This is a genomic window from Streptomyces sp. NPDC059080 (genome assembly GCF_042739975.1).
Lineage (GTDB): Bacteria > Actinomycetota > Actinomycetes > Streptomycetales > Streptomycetaceae > Streptomyces > Streptomyces benahoarensis.
On sequence record NZ_JBHYGX010000013.1, the window covers coordinates 15,475 to 39,957 of the forward strand.

24 protein-coding genes are annotated in these 24,483 nt (G+C 72.3%); 5 read left to right on the forward strand and 19 right to left on the reverse strand.

Annotated features, from left to right (window positions below; translation table 11 throughout):
- Window positions 1-27 precede the first annotated feature (27 nt).
- The gene (locus ACFWWQ_RS13325) at window positions 28-801 is read left to right on the forward strand and encodes an SDR family NAD(P)-dependent oxidoreductase (RefSeq protein WP_384594873.1); all 774 of its coding nucleotides are present in this window, start codon (window positions 28-30) and stop codon (window positions 799-801) included.
- A gap of 141 nt (window positions 802-942) precedes the next feature.
- Here ACFWWQ_RS13325 and ACFWWQ_RS13330 read toward each other — a convergent pair whose 3' ends face one another.
- From ACFWWQ_RS13330 to ACFWWQ_RS13340, 3 genes are all read right to left on the reverse strand, one after another.
- Window positions 943-1,179, reverse strand: a complete 237-nt coding sequence (locus ACFWWQ_RS13330; protein WP_384594876.1) for a DUF397 domain-containing protein — start codon at window positions 1,177-1,179, stop codon at window positions 943-945.
- Between the two features lie 99 nt (window positions 1,180-1,278).
- Entirely contained in the window at window positions 1,279-1,515 is a 237-nt protein-coding gene (locus ACFWWQ_RS13335) for a DUF397 domain-containing protein (RefSeq protein WP_384594879.1), read from the reverse strand.
- A complete protein-coding gene (locus tag ACFWWQ_RS13340) occupies window positions 1,505-2,326 on the reverse strand; it encodes a helix-turn-helix transcriptional regulator (protein ID WP_384594882.1) in 822 nt (273 codons plus the stop codon). The genes ACFWWQ_RS13335 and ACFWWQ_RS13340 overlap by 11 nt, the downstream gene beginning before the upstream one ends.
- 653 nt (window positions 2,327-2,979) lie before the next feature.
- On the opposite strand from ACFWWQ_RS13340, the gene ACFWWQ_RS13345 reads away from it, so the two are divergent.
- Complete coding sequence (locus tag ACFWWQ_RS13345; RefSeq protein ID WP_384594885.1) at window positions 2,980-3,333, forward strand: hypothetical protein; 354 nt, start codon at window positions 2,980-2,982, stop codon at window positions 3,331-3,333.
- 94 nt (window positions 3,334-3,427) lie between these two features.
- On the opposite strand, the gene groL is transcribed toward ACFWWQ_RS13345, so the two are convergent.
- Together groL and groES are read right to left on the reverse strand one after the other, a co-directional pair.
- Window positions 3,428-5,053 carry a chaperonin GroEL gene (gene groL / locus ACFWWQ_RS13350; protein ID WP_384594888.1) on the reverse strand — a complete coding sequence of 542 codons (1,626 nt, stop codon included), beginning with the start codon at window positions 5,051-5,053 and terminating at the stop codon, window positions 3,428-3,430.
- 103 nt (window positions 5,054-5,156) lie between these two features.
- Window positions 5,157-5,465, reverse strand: a complete 309-nt coding sequence (gene groES, locus ACFWWQ_RS13355; RefSeq protein ID WP_353592368.1) for a co-chaperone GroES — start codon at window positions 5,463-5,465, stop codon at window positions 5,157-5,159.
- A gap of 441 nt (window positions 5,466-5,906) precedes the next feature.
- On the opposite strand from groES, the gene ACFWWQ_RS13360 reads away from it, so the two are divergent.
- Window positions 5,907-7,343, forward strand: a complete 1,437-nt coding sequence (locus tag ACFWWQ_RS13360) for an FtsW/RodA/SpoVE family cell cycle protein (protein WP_384595170.1) — start codon at window positions 5,907-5,909, stop codon at window positions 7,341-7,343.
- Between the two features lie 144 nt (window positions 7,344-7,487).
- Here the strand turns inward: ACFWWQ_RS13360 and ACFWWQ_RS13365 are convergent, their stop codons facing one another.
- From ACFWWQ_RS13365 to ACFWWQ_RS13375, 3 genes are all read right to left on the reverse strand, one after another.
- Window positions 7,488-8,381 carry a polysaccharide deacetylase family protein gene (locus ACFWWQ_RS13365; RefSeq protein WP_384594891.1) on the reverse strand — a complete coding sequence of 298 codons (894 nt, stop codon included), beginning with the start codon at window positions 8,379-8,381 and terminating at the stop codon, window positions 7,488-7,490.
- A gap of 283 nt (window positions 8,382-8,664) precedes the next feature.
- On the reverse strand, window positions 8,665-10,899 hold the full coding sequence (locus ACFWWQ_RS13370; RefSeq protein ID WP_384594894.1) for an N-6 DNA methylase: 2,235 nt from the start codon (window positions 10,897-10,899) through the stop codon (window positions 8,665-8,667).
- Window positions 10,900-10,915: 16 nt separating this feature from the next.
- Complete coding sequence (locus ACFWWQ_RS13375) at window positions 10,916-11,578, reverse strand: hypothetical protein (protein ID WP_384594897.1); 663 nt, start codon at window positions 11,576-11,578, stop codon at window positions 10,916-10,918.
- A 329-nt stretch (window positions 11,579-11,907) separates the two neighbouring features.
- On the opposite strand from ACFWWQ_RS13375, the gene ACFWWQ_RS13380 reads away from it, so the two are divergent.
- Complete coding sequence (locus ACFWWQ_RS13380; protein ID WP_384594900.1) at window positions 11,908-13,137, forward strand: methyltransferase domain-containing protein; 1,230 nt, start codon at window positions 11,908-11,910, stop codon at window positions 13,135-13,137.
- A 130-nt stretch (window positions 13,138-13,267) separates the two neighbouring features.
- On the opposite strand, the gene tsaD is transcribed toward ACFWWQ_RS13380, so the two are convergent.
- Genes tsaD through tsaB form a run of 3 tightly spaced genes read right to left on the reverse strand, consistent with a single transcriptional unit; the run spans window position 13,268 to window position 15,679 of the window.
- A complete protein-coding gene (gene tsaD / locus ACFWWQ_RS13385) occupies window positions 13,268-14,437 on the reverse strand; it encodes a tRNA (adenosine(37)-N6)-threonylcarbamoyltransferase complex transferase subunit TsaD (protein ID WP_384594903.1) in 1,170 nt (389 codons plus the stop codon).
- Window positions 14,430-14,975 (reverse strand): ribosomal protein S18-alanine N-acetyltransferase, encoded by a 546-nt coding sequence (gene rimI, locus ACFWWQ_RS13390; protein ID WP_384595173.1) that lies wholly within the window; start codon window positions 14,973-14,975, stop codon window positions 14,430-14,432. The genes tsaD and rimI overlap by 8 nt, the downstream gene beginning before the upstream one ends.
- Window positions 14,976-15,019: 44 nt before the next feature.
- Complete coding sequence (gene tsaB / locus ACFWWQ_RS13395; RefSeq protein ID WP_384594906.1) at window positions 15,020-15,679, reverse strand: tRNA (adenosine(37)-N6)-threonylcarbamoyltransferase complex dimerization subunit type 1 TsaB; 660 nt, start codon at window positions 15,677-15,679, stop codon at window positions 15,020-15,022.
- 212 nt (window positions 15,680-15,891) lie between these two features.
- Between tsaB and ACFWWQ_RS13400 the strand changes: the two genes are divergently transcribed.
- Window positions 15,892-16,461, forward strand: a complete 570-nt coding sequence (locus ACFWWQ_RS13400; RefSeq protein WP_384594909.1) for a hypothetical protein — start codon at window positions 15,892-15,894, stop codon at window positions 16,459-16,461.
- 211 nt (window positions 16,462-16,672) lie between these two features.
- Here ACFWWQ_RS13400 and ACFWWQ_RS13405 read toward each other — a convergent pair whose 3' ends face one another.
- The 8 genes from ACFWWQ_RS13405 to ACFWWQ_RS13440 form a co-directional block, all read right to left on the reverse strand.
- Complete coding sequence (locus tag ACFWWQ_RS13405) at window positions 16,673-16,882, reverse strand: hypothetical protein (RefSeq protein ID WP_384594912.1); 210 nt, start codon at window positions 16,880-16,882, stop codon at window positions 16,673-16,675.
- Between the two features lie 181 nt (window positions 16,883-17,063).
- Complete coding sequence (gene tsaE / locus ACFWWQ_RS13410) at window positions 17,064-17,594, reverse strand: tRNA (adenosine(37)-N6)-threonylcarbamoyltransferase complex ATPase subunit type 1 TsaE (RefSeq protein ID WP_384594915.1); 531 nt, start codon at window positions 17,592-17,594, stop codon at window positions 17,064-17,066.
- 26 nt (window positions 17,595-17,620) lie between these two features.
- Window positions 17,621-18,898, reverse strand: coding sequence for an alpha/beta fold hydrolase (locus tag ACFWWQ_RS13415; RefSeq protein WP_384594918.1), 1,278 nt, complete (start codon window positions 18,896-18,898; stop codon window positions 17,621-17,623).
- The gene (gene alr, locus ACFWWQ_RS13420; protein ID WP_384594921.1) at window positions 18,895-20,088 is read right to left on the reverse strand and encodes an alanine racemase; all 1,194 of its coding nucleotides are present in this window, start codon (window positions 20,086-20,088) and stop codon (window positions 18,895-18,897) included. The genes ACFWWQ_RS13415 and alr overlap by 4 nt, the downstream gene beginning before the upstream one ends.
- Window positions 20,089-20,228: 140 nt before the next feature.
- Window positions 20,229-21,692 (reverse strand): NAD(P)H-hydrate dehydratase, encoded by a 1,464-nt coding sequence (locus ACFWWQ_RS13425; RefSeq protein WP_384594924.1) that lies wholly within the window; start codon window positions 21,690-21,692, stop codon window positions 20,229-20,231.
- Between the two features lie 72 nt (window positions 21,693-21,764).
- Window positions 21,765-22,133: a holo-ACP synthase gene (locus ACFWWQ_RS13430; protein WP_384594927.1), complete on the reverse strand. Its 369-nt coding sequence runs from the start codon at window positions 22,131-22,133 to the stop codon at window positions 21,765-21,767.
- A 49-nt stretch (window positions 22,134-22,182) separates the two neighbouring features.
- On the reverse strand, window positions 22,183-24,030 hold the full coding sequence (glmS, locus tag ACFWWQ_RS13435; RefSeq protein WP_384594930.1) for a glutamine--fructose-6-phosphate transaminase (isomerizing): 1,848 nt from the start codon (window positions 24,028-24,030) through the stop codon (window positions 22,183-22,185).
- Between the two features lie 178 nt (window positions 24,031-24,208).
- Complete coding sequence (locus ACFWWQ_RS13440; protein WP_384594933.1) at window positions 24,209-24,457, reverse strand: hypothetical protein; 249 nt, start codon at window positions 24,455-24,457, stop codon at window positions 24,209-24,211.
- Between the last annotated feature and the right edge of the window lie 26 nt (window positions 24,458-24,483).

A 24,483-nucleotide genomic window follows, 5' to 3' on the forward strand; every position in this document is an offset into this window, starting at 1 on the left:
GTCATCCGGGCCGGATAGCGTGCCCGCATGACGACTGCATTGATCACGGGAGCGACCTCGGGCATCGGGGCGGCGTTCGCCCGGCGCCTCGCGCACGACGGCCACAACCTCGTCCTGGTGGCGCGCGACGAGAAGCGGCTGCACCGGCAGGCGACCGAACTGCACGACCTGCACGGCATCGAGGCGAGCGTGCTGAGCGCCGATCTGGCCACGGAGGAGGGCATCGCCGCGGTCGAGGAGCGGCTCAGCGACCGGAAGCACCCGGTGGACCTGCTGGTCAACAACGCGGGCTTCGGCAACAAGGGTGAGTACCTGGAGGTGCCGATGGCCGATGAGCTGGCGATGCTGAAGGTGCACTGCGAGGCGGTGCTGCGGCTGACCACGGCGGCGGTGCGCGGGATGCGGGAGCGGCGGCGCGGCGGGGTCGTCAACGTCGCCTCCGTCGCGGCGTTCGTGCCGCGCGGCACCTACGGGGCGAGCAAGGCGTGGGTGGTGCAGTTCACGCAGGGGGCGGCGCGGGATCTGGCGGGCAGCGGGGTGCGGCTGATGGCACTGTGCCCCGGGTTCGTCCGGACCGAGTTCCACCAGCGGGCCGGGATGGGCACGGACAACATCCCCGGCTGGCTGTGGCTGGACGCGGACAAGCTGGTCGACGCGGCGATGAAGGACCTGGCACGCGGCCGGTCGCTCTCCATCCCCGACCCGCGCTACAAGGCCCTGATGGGCGCCGCGAAGCTGGCCCCGCGCGGCGTGCTGGGCGGCCTGACGTCGCGCACGGGGCGGAAGTTCGGGCCGAAGTAGCGGGGCGGTGCGGTGACCGGGGTGCGCGGAGGCGGGCGCCCCGGTTCTGTTCTCTCTGATCGCTGGGGACCCTGGTCCCGATGTGACGACGACGGCCCCGCCCCCGGGGCCGTCAGCTTGGGTGGCTGCGCGCAACGTCCGTCAGGTGACCGGGAACCCCCCATCCCCGACGGCGGAAACGAACGACGCCCAGCCGCCGACCGGAAAGACCAACGTGGGACCCTGCGGAGCCTTGGAGTCTCGGACCGGAACCAGCCCGGACACCGCGAAGGTCCGGGAGACCTCGACGCACTGGCCTCCGTTGGAGCCGCTGTAGCTGGACTTGAACCAGGTCGCCCCGTTCAGGTCTCCGGCTTTCCTTACTGCCTCACCGTTCACCTGGCTCTCCCCTCGTGCGCTGCTTGCCCGACCCCGGCCGGGCGCATAAACGCATCGGCCCTCGCCACGGTATGACGAGGACCGGTGATCAGGATCTGCTCAGGCCGAAAACTCACCACGCTTGACGGTGGAGACGAACGACGACCAGCCGTCGGCAGGAAAGACCAACGCGGGGCCCTGCGGGGCCTTGGAATCCCGGACGGCGACTGCCGCGTACGCGGTGCCGGTCAGGTCAGCGGCCTCCACGCACTGCGACTGGTCCGTTCCGCTGTAGCTGGACTTGAACCAGGTCGCCTCAAGCAAGTCGCCGGCGTTCATCACGGCCTTACCGGTCATGGGAGTTCCCCTTCATGTACTTCTTGATCACTTCTTGCGAGTCATCAACAGGTAGAGCGGCTTCGTAAACGGCGTCGAACGCTGCCGAGAAGGCACGTACGTCCTCCAACTGCTCCAGAAAGACGCCGCCCCTGATGTGGTCGATCGTCACCAACGAGGGCCATGGATGCCGGAAGTCCATGATCGTCATGTTGCTGGTCAAGCCTGAATGAACCGGCGCGTCCAACGGCATCACGCGGATCGAGACGTTTTCACGCTCCGACATGTCCAGCAGGCTCAGAAGCTGATCCCGCACAACGTCCGACGTGGAGCCGGAGCGGGCATGGAGAGCGGATTCATCGATCACCGTGCGCAGCGCGGCGGGGCCGGCAGTCCTCGTGAGGACCGCCTTTCGGGCTTGCCGAACTTGCACCAGAGCATCGGCGTCGCGCTGCGTCTCCACCCGGGGAGAGCTGGAAATGATGGCGTGGGCGAAGGCAGGCGTCTGGAGCATGGCAGTGATCAACTGAGGATGGTAGGCCCGGATCTGCGTCGCCTCACTCTCCAGCGCAATGCTGTCGGCGTACGCCCTCGGGAGTATGTCCGAGTAAGCGGCCCACCACGCCCGAACACCCGACTCCGCGGCCCGGCTCAACTCGCCAGCAACTTCGGGGTCATCAACTCCGTACGCCGCCAGCAGCCTTGAGATGTCCTCCGCCTTGATCTGGTACTGCCCGGTTTCGATCCGGGAAAGCCGAGTGCTCTCCCACCCGACGCAAGACGCTGCCTGCGCCAGCGTCATCGCAGATTCATTGCGGTAGCGGCGCAGCATCCCTCCAAGTCTGCGCCTCATAACCGGCGGTGGCGTCTGGGCACTGGTCATGTGCGCAGTCTGGCACAACATTGCCCACACTCCAGGCGCGAACAAGGATTCCAGTTTCCTGCGGATTCGATTCACAACATTGCGAACTCACCGCAATCATGCGCAAGATGACCGCAGGGCGCTTGACCGTATGTCACGGAGCCCTCACTGTCCGGCATGCCCTGCTGCTGCCAAGGAGTACGGCGCCTGCTGGCTTTCCACGACCGAACTCGCCACACAAGAAGACCCCCGCGACGTTGCTGGAGCGGCGAACGTCCGGGGGCTGTGGCCACCAACCCTCAGGAGGTTGACAGCGTGCTTCAGGTTATCCGAACGATCTTCGAAACGCTGCTGGTCCGGCTACTGCCCGCCCAGGGCTGCCACCGGGCCGCAGGTCCGCGTCCCGTTGGGCGTCAGGTCGGGGCGCCGACCGCGCGTCCGGCGCCCGCGTCCGGCTCCGCACCGCAAAGTGAGGACGTCCCCTTGGTACGCCCCTACGTCCTCACGCCCTCGGAACGACGGCAGGAGCACCGCGTGCGGCGGACACGGCGGCGCGAGCTGTGGTCGGCTGCGCACGGTGTCGCCGGGCCGAATCTGCTTCGCGGAGTGGAGATGGCCGCCCGATGACCCCCATGGACCACGCCCGGCTGCTGCCATGGGCCAGCCTCGACGGGAAGCCGTGCTACCTCATCGGCGGCACCGGGACCGGGTACGTCTCCCGGCTCGCCGACCGGATGGAGGCGGAGCAGATGGCGGCAGCGGCCGATCTCATCGAGGAAGCTCGCCGCACCCTCGCCTCCTGCGCGTGGACGCCCGGTGAAATCCATCTGCTGGCCTACGACTTGAACGAAGCCCTGACCGAGGTGCACCGGGTGTCGGAGGGCCGGGGCACCCGTTTGCAGCAGAGGGTGGACGACCTCGATACGGAGGGCGACGAGGACGACGACGGCGGGGGCGGCGCTTCGTCCGCCGCCTGACACCGGGCAGGGCCCCGGGCACGGCGCGAGGCCCGGCCCCCATCGGGGACCGGGCCTCGTGCGGCGCTACCGGCGCGGCCTGTTCAGGGCCGGGTCAGTGGGCGTGGCCGTGGCCGTGGCCGGCCTCGGCGGACTCGTCCTCGGCCGGCTTCTCGACGACCAGGGTCTCGGTCGTGAGGAGCAGCGAGGCGATGGAGGCGGCGTTCTCCAGGGCGGAGCGGGTGACCTTCACCGGGTCGATGACGCCGGCCTTGACCAGGTCGCCGTACTCGCCGGTGGCGGCGTTGAAGCCCTGGCCCTTGTCCTGCTCGGCGACCTTCGCGGTGATGACGTAGCCCTCAAGGCCGGCGTTCTCCGCGATCCAGCGCAGCGGCTCGACGACGGCGCGGCGGACGACGGCGACACCGGTGGCCTCGTCCCCCTCCTTGCCCAGGCCGCCTTCCAGCACCTTGGCGGCGTGGACCAGCGCGGAGCCACCACCGGAGACGATGCCCTCCTCGACCGCGGCGCGGGTCGCGGAGATGGCGTCCTCCAGACGGTGCTTCTTCTCCTTGAGCTCGACCTCGGTGGCCGCACCCACGCGGATGACGCAGACGCCACCGGCGAGCTTGGCGAGGCGCTCCTGGAGCTTCTCGCGGTCCCAGTCCGAGTCGGTGGTCTCGATCTCGGCCTTGATCTGGTTGACGCGGCCGAGCACGTCCTCGGAGTTGCCGCCACCGTCGACGAGGGTGGTGTCGTCCTTGGTGACGGTCACGCGGCGGGCGGTGCCCAGCACGTCCAGACCGGCCTGGTCGAGCTTGAGGCCGACCTCCTCGGCGATGACGGTGGCACCGGTGAGGGTGGCCATGTCGCCGAGCATCGCCTTGCGGCGGTCGCCGAAGCCGGGCGCCTTGACGGCGACGGCGTTGAAGGTGCCACGGATCTTGTTCACGACCAGGGTCGACAGGGCCTCGCCCTCGACGTCCTCGGCGATGATCAGCAGCGGCTTGGAGGCACCCGCCTGGATGACCTTCTCCAGCAGCGGCAGCAGGTCCTGGATCGAGCCGATCTTGCCCTGGTGGATGAGGATGTACGGGTCCTCCAGGACCGCTTCCATCCGCTCCTGGTCGGTGACCATGTAGGGCGAGAGGTAGCCCTTGTCGAAGGCCATGCCCTCGGTGAAGTCCAGCTCCAGACCGAAGGTGTTGGACTCCTCGACGGTGATGACACCGTCCTTGCCGACCTTGTCCATCGCCTCGGCGATCAGCTCGCCGACCTGCTTGTCCTGGGCGGACAGGGCCGCGACGGCGGCGATGTCGGTCTTGTCCTCGATGGGACGCGCGGTCGCGAGCAGGTCGTCGGAGACGGCCTTGACGGCGGCGTCGATGCCCTTCTTCAGGGCGGCGGGGGAGGCGCCGGCGGCGACGTTGCGCAGACCCTCACGGACCAGCGCCTGGGCCAGCACGGTGGCGGTGGTGGTGCCGTCACCCGCGATGTCGTTGGTCTTGGTCGCCACCTCCTTGACGAGCTGGGCGCCGAGGTTCTCGTAGGGGTCGTCGAGCTCGACCTCACGCGCGATGGTGACACCGTCGTTGGTGATGGTCGGCGCGCCGAACTTCTTGTCGATGACGACGTTGCGGCCCTTGGGGCCGATCGTCACCTTCACCGTGTCGGCCAGCTTGTTGACGCCGCGCTCCAGGGCGCGACGGGCGTCCTCGTCGAACTTCAGGATCTTCGCCATGAGTTACGTGTCCTTAACGTCGTGCTCTCAACGAAATGCGCCCCTGCCCCGGTGCTTGGACGCGGGAACCAGGGGCGCAGATCACAGCAGAATGCTGGGTGACTTACTTCTCGATGATCGCGAGAACGTCGCGAGCCGAGAGGACGAGGTACTCCTCGCCGTTGTACTTCACCTCGGTGCCGCCGTACTTGCTGTAGAGCACGACGTCGCCGACGGAAACGTCGAGCGGAAGACGGTTGCCCTCCTCGAAGCGACCCGGACCGACGGCCAGGACGACGCCCTCCTGGGGCTTCTCCTTGGCAGTGTCCGGGATGACCAGGCCAGAGGCCGTGGTCTGCTCGGCGTCGAGCGGCTGGACCACAATGCGGTCCTCGAGCGGCTTGATGGCAACCTTGGTGCTGGCGGTCGTCACGATCCGACCTCCCCCTTCGGAGATCTCACGGGGTTAACTGTCTGAGGTGGCGAGCAGATGGATCCGTCGTCGCGGGTGCCGGACCAGCTCATCGCCGTGTTTAGCACTCCCCTTCGGAGAGTGCCAATGCCGACACTATGACGCGGTTAGCACTCGGTCAAGTGGAGTGCCAGTCGAGCCGGAATCGGGTCGGCGCGGCGGCGACCGGCCGCGGGCGGGGGTTCTGGTGGGCCATACCCTGCAACGTCCCGGCCGGATACCGTGCCGAACCGGACACATCAGGGGCCGCCGTCGCAACCCGGCGCCCCGGACCTCGGTCTTCCTTCAAGGTTGCCGGGCCGGCCATCGGGGCCGGCAGCTTTGCGGATGACGGAGGAGACAGTGCGAGGAGCGAGGAGTGCGGCGCGCGCCGCCCGGGAGGAGAGCGACGTCGAGCGCACGATGACGTTCGCGGCGCTCGCCCAGGCGCCGGACCGCCGCCGGACCGAGGCCCGGATGCTCGCCTTCGCCGTCGCGATCACCGTCGGCGGCTATGCCTACACCGGGCTGTCGATGGAGGGGCGGCTGCCCGCCGGGATGCCGTGGTTCACCGCCGCCATGGTGCTGATCGCGCTGGTGCCGCACCTGGTCATCCGCCGCGTCGCCGACCGCGCCGATCCGCTGATCCTGCCGCTGGCCACGCTGCTCACCGGCATCGGCCTCGTCCTGCTGAACCGGCTGGACATCACCTACGCCCGGCTGCCGCGCCTGCAGACCGCACAGGCGGCCACCGGGCAGCTGGTGTGGACGGGCCTCGGGGTGGCGGTCTGCGTGGCGATCCTGCTCCTGCTGCGCGACCACCGGGTGCTCCAGCGTTACGTGTATCTGACGATGGCGGTCGGTCTGGTGCTGCTGATGGCACCGGCGTTCTTCGGCGCGGACCAGTTCGGCGCCAAGCGGTGGATCCTGCTCGGGCCGCTGTCGTTGCAGCCCGGCGAGTTCGTGAAGCTGATGATCGTGGTGTTCTTCGCCGGATACCTGACGGTCAACCGCAATGCGCTGGCGCTGGCCGGGCGGCGGGTGATGGGTGTCCAGCTGCCGCCCGGACGGCAGCTCGGGCCGATCTTCACGATCTGGATCATCAGCCTGCTGGTGCTGGTCTTCGAACGCGACCTGGGGACGTCGCTGATCTTCTTCGGCGTCTTCGTGATCATGCTGTACATGGCCACCGAGCGGACCGGCTGGGTGGTGTGCGGCCTGGCGATGGCGGCGGTCGGCGCGGCGGTCGTGGGGTCGGCGGAGCCGCACGTCAAGGGCCGGGTGATGGCCTGGCTGCACCCGATGGACATCTTCCTGCCGCCGGAGAAGCGGCCACCGGGGCTGATCTCGGCGCAGTCGGCGGAGTCGCTGTTCAGCTTCGGCAGCGGCGGCGTCAGCGGCACCGGCCTCGGCCAGGGCCACCCCGAGCTGGTCGGGTTCGCGGGCAACAGCGACTTCATCCTCACCACCGTCGGCGAGGAGCTGGGCATGGCCGGGGTGATGGCCGTCCTGCTGCTGTACGTGCTGCTCGCCCAGCGCGGGTTCCGGGTCGGGGTGAGCGCCCGCGACCCGTTCGGCAAGCTGCTCGCCGTGGGGCTGGCGGGCGCGCTGGTGCTCCAGGTCTTCGTGGTGGCCGGTGGGGTGACGGGACTGATCCCGCTGACCGGCAAGGCGCTGCCGTTCCTCGCCAAGGGCGGTTCGTCGCTGGTCGCGAACTGGATGATGGTCGCCGTGCTGATCCGGATCAGCGATGCGGCGCAGCGGCGCCGGGAGCCGGTGGGCGCCTTCCCGCGGCGCGGCCGGCGGCGCGCGGGACGGCGCGCGCTGCCCGCCCCGCGCGCCGGTGCGCCGGGAAGCTGACGGCCGGGGACCGTCGCGCCCCGGCCGTCGGTCGATGCCCGTACGGAGCGGGCGCCGGTGGCTGCCCGTACGGAGGGGGCGCCGGTGGCTGCCGGTACGGAGCGGGCGCCGGTGGCTGCCCGTACGCGGCGGGCGGGTGGGGGCTCAGACGTAGTCCTCCAGACGGGCGACGGCGAAGCCCTGTTCGGTGGCGGTGCGCAGGACGTTGCGGAGCAGGTCGGGCATGGTCGCCTGCCAGTCCTCGCGGCCCCGGAAGTGGCTCAGGATGATGTCGCCGGGGTGCAGCCGCCCGTCGCCGCGGCTGTAGTCGATGTGGTCGGGGAAGAACTCCTCGGCCCACAGCGGGACGACGTCGATCCCGCAGGAGGCGGCGATCTGCAGGGTCTCGCGGGTGTAGTCGCCGTAGGGCGGCCGGAAGAGCCGCGGGGTGCGGCCCATCTCGCGGGTGAGGTTCTCCTGCTGCCCGCAGATCTCCTTGCGCTGCTCGCCGGTGCTCAGACCGGGCAGGTAGGGGTGGTGCAGCGTGTGGTTGTGCACGCCGTTGCCCTGCTGCTGGGCGGTGCGGAAGTAGCCGTATCCCTTGCCGTCCTTGGCGAGATAGTCGCTGAGGAACGCGCTGTAGGGGATGTGGAGTTCCTTCGTCATCCGGAGGAACTCGGGGTCCTTCTCGTAGCCGTCGTCGAGGGTCAGGAAGACGATCTTCCGGTCGGTGGGGACGCGGGAGATGGCGATCGGGAGCTTCGGGTCGTCGCCGCGGGAGAAGACCGGCTCGGTGGCGATACGGGCCTTGACGGCGGGCGGCTCGGGCGGCTCCAGCGGCGCTTCGTCGAGGCCCCAGCGGGCGGCCGTGGCGTCGCGGCGGGCCTGGGCCCGTTCGATCAGCTTGGCCTGGGTGAGCAGGGCGCGGGCGGCGGGCGCCACGGCGGGGCGGCCGTGGGCGGGGACGTTGTCCTGGGAGGAGGTCGCGGCGGCGGAGCAGCCGACGGCGAGCAGGCTCAGGGCGCCGAACGCGGCCAGAGCGCGCGTCCGGCGCGCCACCGGGCGGCCCGGTCCTGGACACCCGGATTGCGGGAAAAGTCTGATTAGCTGCATAACGCCGGATAGTGGCAGCGCCGTTCGTCGTGCCGTCGCCCGCCACGCGGCAGGGTCAACCGACCGGCCCACGCCACCCCGCGCGCCGTCCGCCCGACGGCCCCGCCCGCCGTACGCCGGGCGGGTCATGGCAAGGCCAGGGGCGCGCCGTACGCCCCCGCACAGGGTGCGGAGGGCGCCCCGCACGGGGGGAGGTACTCGGGGCCGGGGGTGCGTATGCCCCGGGTGGTCATTCCCCAGCCGGGGGGAGAACGCGGCCGGACATGAGCAGATCCGCCAGTTCCGCACGGTAGACATCGAGCGCCGCAATGAGTTCGGTGTGCGTTTGACGCTGCTCGTCCAGGGTGTTCAGTACACGTCCGATCTTCCGCTGCTCTGCCACTGGAGGCAGCGGCACGGGCAAGTCGTACAGATCCTTCGAGGAGATCGACAGCACAGCGGTTCCTCTGGCCCGCCGACTGATCCAATTCTGCGTCTCCGGACGTTCCAGGAAGCCAAGAAGATAGTCGGCGTACAAGTGTTGGGAGGGGCGGATCCGCACGAGGTGGGTGCCGAAGAGCCAGCCTTCCTCGGCTTCCGTGACCAGAGCGCAGCGGCCCAGGGTGCCGGTGCGCGTCATCACCAGGTCTCCGGCCCGGAGTTGATAGCGCGTCATCGCCTGCGCCTCACCCCCTGTAACCCAGGTGACGCCGTCGTGCAGAATCCGATGCCCGCGCACGGCCGCAGGACGGACCATGGGAATCCCACGGACAGCGTCGTCCCCTTTGTCGCGCCGTGACCCGCCTGGGCCAACCGTAATCTCTGCCAGCTCGCCGAGCCGCCCCTGATGCCAGCCTGGCGGGAGATTCTCCCCCGGCCCGCAGTTCGCAGTGAGGGGCCATGCTTCCCGCCATGGACTCCTGAACCGTTTCAGGTCGTCGCTCAGCGCCTGCAGCCCCGCTGCGGCGGACGCCAACCGCTCCACTCGGAGAACAATGGCCTGCTCGGAGATGTGTGGGCCCACAAGCGAGGCTTCCGGAACCGTCAGGGAACGGGGGGCGAGCATATGCTCCCGGTCTCGGAGCTCATCGAGACCGAGGGCACGGCTGGGGACTGATACGGCACCGCTTGGAGCAGATTCAGTTCGCGCTGCCCCGTGGCGCCATGCAGCGTATGCATCGACTATCGCGGCTATGTCACTTTCGGACAGCTCACGCAAGGTCGGGCCAGCCATGCGGCCCAGCCCTGAGCCATCGATGAAGAAGACTTCCTCACGCTGGCTCTCCGGCCGTGTCAGCATCCAGATGCTGACGGGGATCCCCGTGGTGGCGAACAATTGCGGAGGCAGCGCCACGACACATTCAACGGCTCCATCCTCAATCATCGCGCCACGGATCTGCCGTGCGTGCCCCCCGCCGAATCCCGCACCCTCCGGCATCACCACCGCGGCCCGCCCGCCCGGTGCGAGCCGGTCCACCACATGCTGCAGCCACGCGAAGTCACCCCGCGATCCCGGAGGGCCATAACGCCAGGTCCGCTGCCCCGCGGAGATGGACAGCCGTTGCGCAAAAGGCGGGTTGGTCACGATCCAGTCGATATCGCGAGGCCACGGGTCCCCTTCCCCCGAACCCTCGATCTCCAGTCCCTGTTGAAACACCGCGTCTTCCGCCCCGTGGAGTGCGAGATTCATCTTGGCGAGATGCAGAGCATCACTGCTCGGCGTCGTACCCGTGACGCGGGGCCGGACCTCGGATTCGGCGAACTCGGTCAGGACTGCCGTAAGTATTTCCCCGGCACGGCAGAAGGGATCGTGAATACAGCGCGGCTGCGGTTTGGTGACAGTCAGCATGCGTGCCATGGTGCGGGCCACCGACTTCGGCGTGAAGAACTCTCCTCCTTCGCGCCGTCCGTACTCGCTCCGGTAGCGATGCACCAGCAAGTCGAATACAGCCGCGCACTCAGCCCGTGTCCCCGGTCCTTGCCGACCGAAGACCTCGGCTAGGGCGGCCACCTGTTCACGGCCTGCGATATCGCGGTCGAGCACGGCGCGCAGAACGGTGCGCAAAGACGTTGGCGAAGCCCGAGCCGCGGGGTCGTTTCCCCATACGTAGACCAGCGCGAGCAGCAGCAGCATGTGGTCAGCCGGAGCCAACTGCCCACGCAACCGGTCCGCCTCGGCCAGCAATCTGTGGACAAACTCCTGCGCTCTGAAGTTGCCGCCGTCCAGCCCTTCCCGGAACCGATCGCCGAAGGTCGTACCTGCCAGCTCTCCATCCCGCCGTACGTTCGCGGGTACTGTTCGCCGCCCCAGCCAAGCGGCGATTTCCTCCGCCCGGAAGACGTCGGTGACCGAGCGGCCGGATGACGGCACCGGTTCAGGAAAGTCCTGGTGCCGCCGTTCCCAGTTGGTCACAGCGGGACGTTTGACACCCGCGAGACGCGCGATGTCGGCACGGGTCACTTCACGTCGTCCAAGGTCCGTCACAAGCCCCTCCTCCAGATCAGAAGCGCGCGGCTCGGGTGCCGTCAAGCGTGGCGCGGCGGCCGGCAAGGACCTCGGGAAAGCGGTCCATCGTCTTGGCCTCAATCGCCAGCTCCGGACTGATGTAGCCGAGCATGCGGTAGATCTTGGCGTGGTCTGCCGCAAGATCACGATGGTGCACCGGTTCGTGGTGCATGATCCGGTTTCGCAGGAGGACCAGCGAGGTCAGACCGTCGTGGAGTCGCCTGCGTGGCTGGTCCAGGTAGGGAAACGCCTTGTGCAGGGTGGGGACCCACAGTCCTCGGTCGTAGCCACGGCTCAAGAGAGAGGCCCAGAAGCCGAACGACAGCTCCGCCACGATGCTGTCGGGCGTGATGGAGACCGCCCCTCTGCGCTCGCACTTCCGTGTGGCTTCCAGCACGAGGCGTTTGGCCTGCCGGTCCAGGGGAGCCTCTTCCCACCAATCCGATCGACCGTACTTCCGACTCAGCTGATCGTGAAGAGCATTGCGCAGGGCCAGCTCCAGACAGTGCAGCGGACCGTACAAAGAGCTGCAGACCTCAACGTTCCACCAGTACAGACGAACCGCAGCCAGTGACGTGCCCTGTGCTGCCACGATGTACCTGCTCAGGCGCGGCTGTGAAAGGGCACGGACCAGCCATTCCGGCAGCCTCTCGATCACGGACTTCCCCCTCTGAAAATGGCTCCGCCTGCGGAGGCCGTTGCAGGAACTGGTGTCGGTGGTAGCGTGGCCGTGAACGCCCCGGGCCCGCCTCTGCTTCAGCACGCCACCCGGGGCACGGCCTTCCGAAACCCCTGGCAGTAAGCGACTGCCAGGGGTTTCGCCTTTTCCCACTGTCTGCGGCGTCGTGGCGAACGTAGTGGATCACCCAGTAGAAGCGCAAGCGCGCAGTTCAGTGCGTAGATTTTTGTTAATGCTTTGGTTTCCCGTACGGGGAGCTCGTACGGGCCCGTCCGTCGTCCCCCGACGCCGCGAGGAATGATGGGACGGTGACCGATCCCGACTCCTTCGCCGCGCTGCTCACCCCCGAGGGGCAGGCGCTGCTGGACGCCCTGCACGACCATGACCCGGCCGATGAACTGGCCACCGCGACCCGGCTGCGCCGCGACCATCCGGCGTCGCTGGTCTCCGCCGCGCTGGGGCAGGCGCGGCTGCGCCAGCGCGCCGCGGCCAAGTTCGGGGCGGACGCCCGGCGGATGTACTTCACGCCGAACGGCGTCGAGCAGTCCACCCGTACGGCCGTCGCCGAGCACCGCGCCGCCCGCCTCGCCGCGCTGGGCGTCCGGTCCGTCGCCGACCTGTGCGCGGGCATCGGCGGTGACGCACTCGCGCTGGCCCGCGCCGGGATCCGGGTGCTGGCCGTCGACCGGGACCCGCTGGCCTGCGCCGCGGCCCGTGCCAACGCCGAGGCGCTCGGCCTCGCCGGCCTGATCGAGGTGCGCTGCGCCGACGTCACCGAGGCCGACACCGCGGGCTACGACGCGGTCTTCGTCGACCCGGCCCGGCGCACCAAGGCCCGCGGCGGCCGGATCTTCGACCCCGAGGCGTACTCCCCGCCGCTGTCCTGGGCGATCGGCGCGGCCCGCACCGCCCCGTACGCGGCGCTGAAGATCGCGCCGGGCGTTCCGCACGACGCGCTGCCCGAGGACGCCGAGACCGAGTGGATCTCCGACGGCGGCGACGTGAAGGAGGCGGTGCTGTGGTTCGGGCCCACCGGCGCGGCGTCCGGCGCCCCCGAGGCCGTCCGGCCGGGCGGCCGCCGGGCGACGCTGCTGCCCGCCGGTCACTCGCTGCTCGGCGCGGACCTCCCCGACCCGGAGCCGGGCCCGGTCGGCGACTGGCTCTACGAACCGGACGGTGCCGTGATCCGCGCCCACCTCGTCGCGGATGTCGCCCGGCAGGTCGGCGGGCGGCTCATCGACCCGACGATCGCCTACGTCACCGCGGACGCCCTGACCCCGACGCCGTACGCCACCGCCTACGCGCTCACCGACGTGCTGCCCTTCCACGTCAAGAAGCTGCGGGCGCTGCTGCGGGAGCGCGAGGTGGGCGTCGCCGTCATCAAGAAGCGCGGGTCGGCGGTGGAGCCCGAGGAGCTGCGCAAGAAGCTGAAGCTCAGCGGGCGGAACAGCTGCACGGTCTTCCTCACCCGGGTCGCCGGGGCGCCCGCGATGCTGCTCGGGCACCCGGCGGACGCGCGGGTCACGTCCCGTCGGTGAGGTCCTCGGCGTAGATCTGGGCGAGCGGCTGCGGGCCGACGTACTGCTGGCAGGTGCAGCGGCCCGCCTCCCCGCGCGCCCCGGCCGTTCCGCCGCTGCCAGCAGTACGGGGGGGCGCCGGGTGGAGCGGTCAGCGGTAGAGGTTCTCCTTGCTCAGCTCGTGGACGTGGTCGTGATCGTGGTGGCCGTGGCCGTGGCCATGCCCATGGCCGTGGTCGTGGTCGTGGCCGTTGGTGCCGGGGACGTTGGTGCCGGGGACGTGCGGTTCGGTCACCGGGAGGGACGAGTCGGCGGGCAGGTCCCAGTCGGAGGCGGCGCGGCCCCGGGCCACCATCTCCGCGCCGAGCGCCGCGACCATCGCGCCGTTGTCGGTGCACAGCTTGGGCCGCGGCACCCGCAGGGTGATCCCGGCGTCCTCGCAGCGGCGCGCGGCCATCGCCCGCAGCCGGGAGTTGGCCGCGACCCCGCCGCCGATCATCAGGTGGTCGACGCCGTTGTCCTTGCAGGCGCGGACGGCCTTACGGGTCAGCACGTCCACCACCGCCTCCTGGAAGGACGCCGCGACGTCCGCCACCGGCACCTCCTCACCGGCCGCCCGCTTCGCCTCGATCCAGCGGGCCACCGCGGTCTTCAGACCGGAGAACGAGAAGTCGTACGCGGCATCGCGCGGGCCCGTGAGGCCGCGCGGGAAGCGGATGGCCTCCGGGTCGCCCTCGCGCGCGTAGCGGTCGATGACCGGGCCGCCGGGGAAGCCGAGGTGCAGCACCCGCGCGACCTTGTCGAACGCCTCGCCCGCCGCGTCGTCGATGGTCGCGCCGAGCGGCCGGACATCGGAGGTGATGTCGGGCGCCAGCAGCAGCGACGAGTGGCCGCCGGAGACCAGCAGCGCCATCGTCGGCTCCGGCAGCGCGCCGTGCTCCAGCTGGTCGACGCAGATGTGCGAGGCGAGGTGGTTGACGCCGTACAGCGGCTTGCCGAGCGCGTACGCGTACGCCTTCGCCGCCGAGACGCCGACGAGCAGGGCACCGGCGAGCCCGGGACCGGCGGTGACCGCGATGCCGTCGAGGTCGCTCGCCGCGACCCCGGCGTCCTTCAGGGCGCGCTGGATGGTGGGAACCATCGCCTCCAGGTGGGCGCGCGAGGCGACCTCGGGGACGACGCCGCCGAAGCGGGCGTGTTCGTCGACGCTGGAGGCGACGGCGTCGGCGAGCAGCGTGTGGCCCTGGACGATGCCGACACCGGTCTCGTCGCAGGAGGTCTCGATGCCGAGGACCAGCGGTCCACCGCGAGAGTCAGCCATGGTGATCGGATTCCTTGGGACGAGGGGCGTCGGGGGCGGGGACGGCGGGGACGGACGGAGCTGCGTCCGGATCGGGGTCCGGGGCCTCGGCGTCCGGGTCGGTCGCGGTGCGGCGCATGACCAGGGCGTCGACGTTGCCGGGCTGGTAGTAGCCGCGGCGGAAGCCGAGCGGGACGAAGCCGAAACGCTCGTACAGGCGCTGGGCGCGGAGGTTGTCGACGCGGACCTCCAGCAGCACCTCGTGGCACTCGAAGTCGGTGGCGGCGGACAGCAGCGCGGTCAGCAGCCGGGCGCCGAGGCCGCTGCCCCAGTGGTCGCGGGCGGTCGCGATGGTCTGGATGTCGCCGGTGCCGTCGACGGCGGCCAGTCCGCCGTAGCCGACGATCTCCCCGCCGCTCTCGGCGACGAGGTAGCGGCGGTTGGCGGCCGGGCCGCGGGCGTGCGCCAGCTCGGACCAGAACATCCCGGCCGACCAGGCGTCCTCCGGGAAGAGCGCCCGCTCCAGGGTGAGCACGGCGTCCAGGTCCCACCAGCGCATCTCGCGCAGAACGGGGGCGTCCGCCGCATCGGGGACGGTGGTGCTCACCGGGGTGTGACCACCTTGTAGTTCGCCGGGACCTGGGCGTCGGGGCGGCGCAGGTACAGCGGCCGGGGCGGCAGGAGCTCCTCGCCGGCCGCCAGCGCGCGGGCGGCGGCGGAGGCGAGCGCGGCGCCGGACTGGTGCGCGGGGCCGTCGCGCCGTACGCCGGTGAAGACCGTGTCGTACAGCAGCGCACCGGCGCCGACGGCGGGGACGCCCGCGACCTGCCCGGCGATGTCGGCGGGGCGGTCGACGGCCGGTTCGGTCAGGCGGCGGCCGGACGCGTCGTAGCGGGCCCAGTAGACCTCCTTGCGGCGGGCGTCGGTCGCCACCACGAAGGGGGTGTCCAGGTCCGCGGCGTGGGCGAGGCCGTCCAGGGAGCACAGGCCGTGCACCGGGACGCCGAGCGCGGCGCCGAAGGAGGCGGCGGTGACCAGGCCGACCCGCAGGCCGGTGTAGGGGCCGGGGCCGACGCCGACGACCAGGTCGGTGACCGCGTCGAGCTTCACGCCCGCCTCGGCCAGCACCCGGTCGACGGCGGGCAGTAGCAGCTCGCCGTGGCGGCGCGCGTCCACCTGGCAGGACTCGGCGAGAACCCGCTCACCGTCGTGGAGGGCGGCGGTGACGGCGGGCGTGGCGGTGTCTAGGGCTAGGAGCAGCACGCCCTCAAGCGTACGGCTCGGCCGATGGTGCCTGTTCCGGTGCTACGGTCGGCGTCCAGGTCCTATCGTCATACTCCCGTCGTCGCCCGCGAGGCAGACGGGAGGGTGACGACAGGGCCTGAGTTACGGCAATCAGACCGCGAGGACGGCGGGCCGCCCCGCCCCGGCGGGCGAGCACAACGGAAGCGCGCACAGCGGAAGGTGGCACAGCGATGCCCGCCAGGAGCAGCACGATCGTCACCGCGCTCACCGCGGCGGCCGTGGTCGCGATCGGTTTCCTGGGCTACCAGGCGTCCGCGTCCGCCCCGGCCGATCTGCGTCCGCACCACAAGAGCGGCGGCACCGCCGGGAAGCACCCCGCACAGCCCGGCTCCGGCACGAAGAAGCACCGCCCGGCGGCGCCGCCGGTTCCCGAGGCGTCCGGCACCGGCAAGCGGATCGTCTACGCGCTCGGCGCCAAGCGGGTCTGGCTGGTCGGCGCGGACGGCACCGCCTCTCGCACCTTCACCGTCGCGCCGAGCCCGGTCTCCCCGCCGATGGGCACCTACGCGGTGACCTCGCGGTCGGTGAGCGTGACGGGTTCGGACGGCATCGCCATCGAGCATGTGGTGCGGTTCGCCGGCGTCGACGGCGTGGTCATCGGCTTCAGCGCGGCCGTCGACGGTTCGTCGCCCAACCCGGACGCCTCGCAGCACACCGGCGGCATCCGCGAGTCGCGCGCCGACGGCAACGCGATGTGGGGCTTCGCGGTGAACGGCACGAAGGTGGTCGTGGTCGCCTGACGGGGCGCGGCCGCACTCGCGGACTCTCCGGGTGCGGCTCTCTTCGGCTGCGGCTCTCTTCGGCTGCGGCTCTCTTCGGCTGCGGCTCTCTTCGGCTGCGGCTCTCTTCGGCTGCGGGCGGCGGGGCCGCTGATGCCCGTACATCCCCGAGCGCCTGCGCATACGGCACGGCCGACCTGTACGGCACGGCCCGCCTCTTCGCCCGTAAGGGCTATGCCGCGTCGCGCTCCGTGGCTGACGGCGTCGGGCATTCCGGCTCGGCCGGGGCGGCGTCCGGATCGGGGGCCGGGGCCTCGGGGGGCGTGGAGACGGCGGTGGCGGCGGCGCAGGACGCGAGGAGCTGGCGCATGGTGGGCGGCGCGTCGCACGCCTCACGCGCCTCGCGGCCGTGCGGTGCGGCGGAGGGCTCGTGGGCTGTCATGGTCGCCTCCCGGGCTCCTGGGGCAAGCGGCGGACGAGAGTGAAGTTAGGCAGCCCTAACCTCTTCTCCCCTCCCATGTGACCACGCCGGGGACCACGGACGCAACACGTTACCGACGGCCTGTCGGAAAACGCCGCGCACGTCACCCCGCACACCCGGCCGGGGGATGCCTCCGGGCCGGTCAGCCCGCGGTCAGCTCCGCGACGCCCGCGTCCGCCCAGCGGGCCCCGATGCCGGTGACCGTCACCGTGCGGACGTCGGCGGCGTCGCTCTCCCACCCGGCGTCCGCGGGGGCGTCCGCGCCCACCGCGCGCTCGATCACCACGTGCAGCCGGTCGTCGGACAGCTCCTCGACCTTGCCGTCGCCCCACTCCACGACCACCACCGAATCCGGCAGCGACACATCGAGGTCCAGGTCCTCCATCTCGTCCAGCCCGCCGCCGAGGCGGTACGCGTCGACGTGGACCAGCGCGGGGCCGCCGGTCAGCGACGGGTGCACCCGGGCGATGACGAAGGTCGGGGAGGTGACGGCGCCGCGCACGCCCAGGCCCTCGCCCAGGCCGCGGGTGAGCGTCGTCTTGCCCGCGCCCAGCTCACCGGTGAGCAGCACCAGGTCGCCGGGGCGCAGCAGCGCGGCCAGGCGGCGCCCCAACTCCTGCATCCGCTCGGGTGTTTCGACGGTGACACGGGTCTGTGTGGCGGTGGCACTCATGCCGCAAATGGTACGGCGCGCGACGGTCAGGCCCGCCCCTGGCGGCCCCGGCGACCCGTCGACGCGGCCCGCTCCACCAGCGCCACCAGCTCCTCGGTGACCAGCTCGGGGCGCTCCAGCATCACCAGATGACCGGCCCCGGCCACCTTCAGCAGCCGGGCGGCGGGCAGCAGTTCGGCGATGGCCTCGCTGTGGTCGGCCGGGGTGATCAGATCCCGTTCACCGGCGAGCACCAGCGCCGCGACCGTGTCGTACGCCACCAGTGCCGCCGCCTTGTCGTGGGTGGCGAAGGCCGGGTAGAACTCCGCGACGACATCGATGGGGGTGGCCTCGATGAGCCGCTCGGCGAAGCGCGCGACGCCCGGGTCGACGTCCTGCGGGGTGCCGAAGGAGTACCGCTTGATGATCCCGGCGAAGAGGTCGGCGGTGGCGCGGCGGCCCCGCTCGACGACGTCGCTCTGCGCGCCCAGCACCTTCAGCAGCCCGGGGGCGAGCCGGTGGAACGCCTTGACGCCGAACGACGGCAGCCCGAACGCCACCTCGCTCAGCCGCCCCGCGGACGTCCCGATCAGCGCGACGCCCTCGACCCGCTCGGCCACGAACTCCGGGAACTGATCGGCGAGCGCCATCACCGTCATCCCGCCCATGGAGTGCCCGACCAGCACCAGCGGCCCCTCGGGCGCCGCCGCGTCCAGCACCGCCTTCAGATCGCGGCCCAGCAGATCGATGGTGACCGGCTCGCCGCCGTCGCCCACCGCGCGGGAGCGGCCCGAGCGGCCGTGGCTGCGCTGGTCCCAGTGGACGGTGCGGACCGCGCCGCGCAGCGCGGCGCGCTGGAAGTGCCAGGAGTCCTGGTTGAGGCAGTAGCCGTGGCAGAAGACGACGGTGGGCACGGCCGCGCGGCGGCGCCGCCCGGCGAGCCGGCTGCGGAACTCCGCGGCCTGCTGCGCGGCGGCCCGCTCCGCGCGGCCGGACGAGGCGGCCGAACCCTTGGCCGGACGGCCGTGGTGCGTCGCGGCCGCGCCGTCGGCCTCGTCGATCTCGTAGTACAGCGGGGTGCCGTCCTCGGCGACGGCGGTGCCCGGGGTGCCGCGCAGCGAGCCGTAGGGGCCCGCGGCGTCCAGCGCGACACGGGCGCGGCGGCGCATCCCGCGGCCGACCGTCATCCGCTCCATCGCCACCCCGGCGGCGGCGCCCGCGGCGACGATGCCGATCGCCGCGCCCGCCAGGCCCGCGTGGCGTCCGGCCTTCGCCCAGTTGCCCGCGGACGTGGCCGCTGCCGCCGCGTCCACGCCGTCCGTCATCCGATGCCCCCCACATCGCGGCTGCCCGCCGCCGCGGGCGCGGTGGGCTCCGGCGCGCTGTCGTAGTGGATGCGCGCCACCCGGCCGCCGATCCGCGTGACGATCTCGTACGCGATGGTGCCGGTGGCCCGCGCCCAGTCCTCGGCGGTCGGCTCGCCGTCGTCGCCCGGCCCGAAGAGCACCGCGCGGTCGCCGGGCAGCGCGGTGTCGCCGTCCAGGTCGACGACGAACTGGTCCATCGCGATCCGCCCGGCGATCGTCCGCCGCTTTCCGGCGACGAACACCGGACCGCTGCCGGAGGCGTGCCGCGGGATGCCGTCCGCGTAGCCGAGCGGCACCAGCGCAAGCGTGGTGTCGTCCGCCGTCGTGTAGTGGTGGCCGTACGAGATGCCGTGCCCGGCCGGGGCGCTCTTGACCGAGGCGAGCGACGCCTCCAGCGTCATCGCGGGCCGCAGCCCCAGCTCCCGGGCCGTGCCGATCTCGGGGGCGGGCGAGATGCCGTAGATCCCGATGCCCGTGCGGACCAGGTCGAAGTGGGACTCGGGGAGGGTCAGCAACGCCGGGGTGTTGGCGATGTGCCGCACCTCCGGGCGCAGCCCCGCGGCGTCGGCGACGGCCAGCACCGCGCGGTACGCGGTCAGCTGCGCGGCGATCGAGGGGTGGCCCGGCTCGTCGGCGCAGGCGAAGTGGGACCAGACGCCGGTGACGGAGAGCAGCCCGGCACGCTCGGCGTCGCGGGCGGCGGCGGTCAGCTCCGGCCAGTCGGCGGGCTGGCAGCCGCTGCGGCCCAGGCCCGTGTCGGCCTTGAGCTGCACCCGGGCGGGGCGCCCGGCGGCGCGGACCGCGTCGGTCACCTCGCGCAGCGCCCACAGCGCGCTGACCGAGACGTCGATGTTCTGCTCGACGGCGGTGCGCCAGGGGCCGCCCGGCGTCCACAGCCAGCACATCAGCCGCCCGGTGTCACCGGCCGCGCGGAGCGCGAACGCCTCCTCGGGCAGCGCGGTGCCCAGCCAGCTCGCGCCGGCCGCGCGGGCGGCGCGCGCACAGGGCACCGCGCCGTGTCCGTAGCCGTCGGCCTTGACCACGGCCATCAGCTCTGCCCCGGGTGCGCGGCTGCGCAGCGCTCGCACATTCGACCGCACGGCGGCGAGGTCGATGGCGGCGCGGGCCCGCGTTGCTCTCTCGTTCATCCCCTCCAGTGTCTCAGGCGCCGCCCCGCGGGCCCGGGGTACGTCCGGCGAAGCGGGGCGCGCGGGCCCCGGCCGGCCGGCGCGGACCGGCCGCGGGACGGCGTCCGCGAGGGATGTGGGGCCCGGCGCGGGCAAGGTCGTCAGCGCCCCGCCCCGCCCGGTCGCGGCGTGCGCCGTCCGACGTCCCGCCAGGCCGCGGCGAGCCGCCCGGCGACCTGCGTCGCGGTGACCGGCGCACCGTCCGGACCGGCGGCGAAGCGCGCCGCGAGGCCGTGCAGATACGCGCCCGCCGACGCCGCGGCACGCGCCGGAAGACCGGCGGCGAGCAGCGATCCGGTCAGGCCCGACAGCACGTCGCCGCTGCCCGCGGTCGCCAGCCAGCCGGTCCCGGTGGGGTTGACCCGTACGGGGCCCGCGGCGTCCGCGACCAGCGTCGTCGAGCCCTTGAGCAGCACCGTCGCGCCGAACGCCGCGGCCAGTTCACGGGCCGCCCGCAACCGGCCCGCCTCCACCGCGGCGCGGTCCCCGCCGAGCAGCGCGGCGGCCTCCCCGGCGTGCGGCGTCAGCAGGGTGCCCGCGGTCCGGGCCCGTACCCGCTCCGGTGTCAGGAACCGCAGCCCGTCGGCGTCCACCAGCACCGGCACCTCGGCGGCGAGCACGTCGTCCATGGCGTCCGCCTCGTCGCCGAGGCCGGGGCCGATCACCCATGCCTGGACCCGGCCCGCGCGGTGCGGCGGACCGGCGTGCACCAGGGTTTCCGGGAAGCGCGCGAGGACCGCGTCGGCGGCCGGGCCGACGTACCGGACGGCGCCCGCGCCGCCGCGCAGCGCACCGGCGACCGCCAGCACCGCCGCGCCCGGGTAGCGCGCGGACCCGGCGACCACGCCGACCACGCCGCGCCGGTACTTGTCGCTCTCCGCCGACGGCACCGGCAGCAGCCGCGCCACGTCCGCGTGCTGGAGCGCCTCGGCGGCGGGCTCCGCGGCCGGCGCGAGGCCGATGCCGACGTGGTGCACCACCCCGGCCCGCTCCCGCGCCGGGTCGATCAGCAGCCCCGGTTTGTACGCCCCGAACGTCACCGTGACATCGGCGCGGACCGCCTCGCCCGGGACCTCGCCGGTGTCCGCGTCCACGCCGCTCGGCAGGTCGACGGCGACGACGGTGGCCGACTCGGCGGCCAGCGCGGCCAGTTGGGCGGCGCGGGGACGGAGTCCGCCGCGTCCGCCGATGCCGACGATGCCGTCGACCACCAGGTCGGCGCGGATCACGGCGCGCTCCGCGTCGGCGACGACGGTGCCGCCGGCCGCCCGCAGCGCCGCCAGACCCCCGGCGTGCGCCCGCTCCGGCGACAGCAGGACCGCGCCGACCGCGGCGCCCCGGCGCGCCAGCCGCGCCCCGGCGTACAGGGCGTCACCGCCGTTGTCGCCGCTGCCGACCAGCAGCACCACGCGGGAGCCGTACACGCCGCGCGCCCCGCTCAGCAGCCGCACGCAGACCGCCGCGAGCCCGGCGGCGGCCCGCTGCATCAGCGCCCCCTCGGGCAGCCGCGCCATCAACTCCCGCTCCGCCGCCCGCACGTCCGCCACGCTGTACGCAGTCCTCATGGGGCCAGTCTCACACCGGGGCCGGACCACGGCACGGGCGGCGGAGCGGACGGGGCAGGCGGAGCGGCCCCGTCACCCCTCCGCCACCACCACCGCCGACGCCACGCCCGCGTCATGGCTGAGCGAGACGTGCCAGGCACGGACGCCCAGTTCGGCGGCGCGGGCGGCGACGGTGCCGCGGACGCGCAGGCGGGGCTGGCCGCTGTCCTCGACGTACACCTCGGCATCCGTCCAGTGCAGCCCGCCGGGCGCGCCGAGCGCCTTGGCGACGGCCTCCTTCGCGGCGAAGCGGGCCGCCAGGGAGGCGGTGCCGCGCCGCTCCCCGCTCGGCAGCATCAACTCCGCCTCGATGAACAGCCGCCGCGCCAACTCGGGCGTACGCTCCAGTGCCGCCCCGAACCGGTCGATCTCGGCGACGTCGATCCCCACCCCGATGATCACCGGCACACCCCGCCCAGGGGGCGCGCCGGGCGGTACCGCTGACGGCGGCTCACTCCACCGTCACCGACTTGGCGAGGTTGCGCGGCTGGTCGACCTCGTTGCCGCGGGCGGTGGCCAGCTCGCAGGCGAAGACCTGGAGCGGGACGGCCGAGACCAGCGGCTGGAGCAGCACCGGGGTGCGCGGGATCCGCACGAGGTGGTCGGCGTAGGGCACCACCGCCTCGTCGCCCTCCTCCGCGATGACGATGGTGCGGGCACCGCGGGCCCGGATCTCCTGGATGTTGGAGACGATCTTGTCGTGCAGCACCGACCGGCCGCGCGGCGACGGGACGACCACCACGACCGGCACGTCCTCCTCGATCAGCGCGATCGGACCGTGCTTCAGCTCACCCGCCGCGAAGCCCTCGGCGTGCATGTACGCCAGTTCCTTGAGCTTGAGCGCACCCTCCAGCGCCACCGGGTAGCTGACGTGCCGCCCCAGGAACAGCACGGTGTTCTTGTCGGCCAGGCCCCGGGCCAGCTCCCGCACCGGCTCCATCGTGCCCAGCACCTGCTCGACCTGGGTGCCGATCGCGGCCAGCTCCCGCACGACCTCGCGGATCTCGTCGCCCCACTTCGTCCCCCGGACCTGGCCGAGGTAGAGCGCCACCAGGTAGCAGGCGACCAGCTGCGTCAGGAACGCCTTGGTCGAGGCGACCGCGACCTCCGGACCGGCGTGCGTGTAGAGCACCGCGTCCGACTCGCGGGGGATGGTCGAGCCGTTGGTGTTGCAGATGGCGAGGACCTTGGCGCCCTGCTCGCGGGCGTGCCGCAGCGCCATCAGCGTGTCCATCGTCTCGCCGGACTGGCTGATCGCGATGACCAGCGTGCGCGGCCCCATGATCGGATCGCGGTAGCGGAACTCGCTGGCCAGCTCGGTCTCGCAGGGGATCCGCGTCCAGTGCTCGATCGCGTACTTCGCGATCATGCCCGCGTGGTACGCCGTCCCGCAGGCGACGATCACGACCTTGTCGACCTCCCGCAGCACCTCCTGCGGGATCCGCACCTCGTCCAGCGACAGCACCCCGGACTCGTCGATCCGGCCCAGCAGCGTGTCGGCGACCGCCTTGGGCTGCTCGGCGATCTCCTTGAGCATGAAGTAGTCGTAGCCGTCCTTCTCGGCGGCGGACGCGTCCCAGTCGACGTGGTACGCGCGGACCTGCGCGGCCGCCCCGTCGAAGTCGGTGACGGTCACACCCTCCCGGCGCAGCTCCACGACCTGGTCCTGGCCCAGCTCGATCGCCTCACGGGTATGCGCGATGAACGCCGCCACATCGGACGCAAGGAACGCCTCGTCCTCGCCGACGCCGACCACCAGCGGGGAGTTGCGGCGCGCGCCGACGACCACGTCCGGCGCGTCGGCGTGCACCGCGACGAGGGTGAACGCGCCCTCCAGACGGCGGCACACCTGCCGCATCGCCTCGGCCAGGTCGCCGCAGGACGAGTACGCCTCGGCCAGCAGATGGGCGACGACCTCGGTGTCCGTCTCGGACGTCAGCTCATGGCCGCGGTCGGTCAGTTCGGCGCGGAGCGCGGCGAAGTTCTCGATGATGCCGTTGTGAACGACCGAGACCCGCCCGGCGTTGTCCAGATGGGGATGGGCGTTGGCGTCCGTGGGCCCGCCGTGGGTGGCCCACCGGGTGTGCCCGATGCCGGTCGTCCCCGCCGGCAGCGGACGCACCGCCAGCTCCTTCTCCAGATTGGCGAGCTTCCCGGCCTTCTTCGCCGACGCCAGCCCGCCGTCGGCCAGCACCGCGACGCCCGCCGAGTCGTACCCGCGGTACTCCAGTCGGCGCAGTCCGGCCAGCACGACGTCCAGGGCGCTCTGTCCACCCACATAACCCACGATTCCGCACATGGGGGCAGCGTACGCGCCGGGCCCACGCGCCCCCGCGCCCGGCAGCCGCGCGGCCACATCCGGTGCGCCGACGGGCCGGATCCGGGCACCGCGCGAGCGGATCCGGACCCGGCGCACGGGCCCGGCCGTGCGCCCCCGGGGACCCGGCAAGCCCGCGGCACGCCCCCGCGCCCGGCTCTCAGTACCCGCGCTCCAGCCGCTCCGCCGCCTGCCGGACCGTGTCCAGGAGCTCCTCCTCGGCCGCCGCGTCCGTGCACGCCGGGGACTCGTACCGCTCCAGGAACCCGGCGAGATCCTCGTCCAGGTCCACCTCCGGCAGCTCCTCGGCCAGCTCGGCGTGGACCAGGGCGGCGAACGAGGCACGGGCCGCCACCACCTCCCCGCCCCGGCGCCGCCGCAGTACGCCCCTGCCCTGCCGTCCACCCATCCCGACCACCCTCCCCAGCCCGCTCC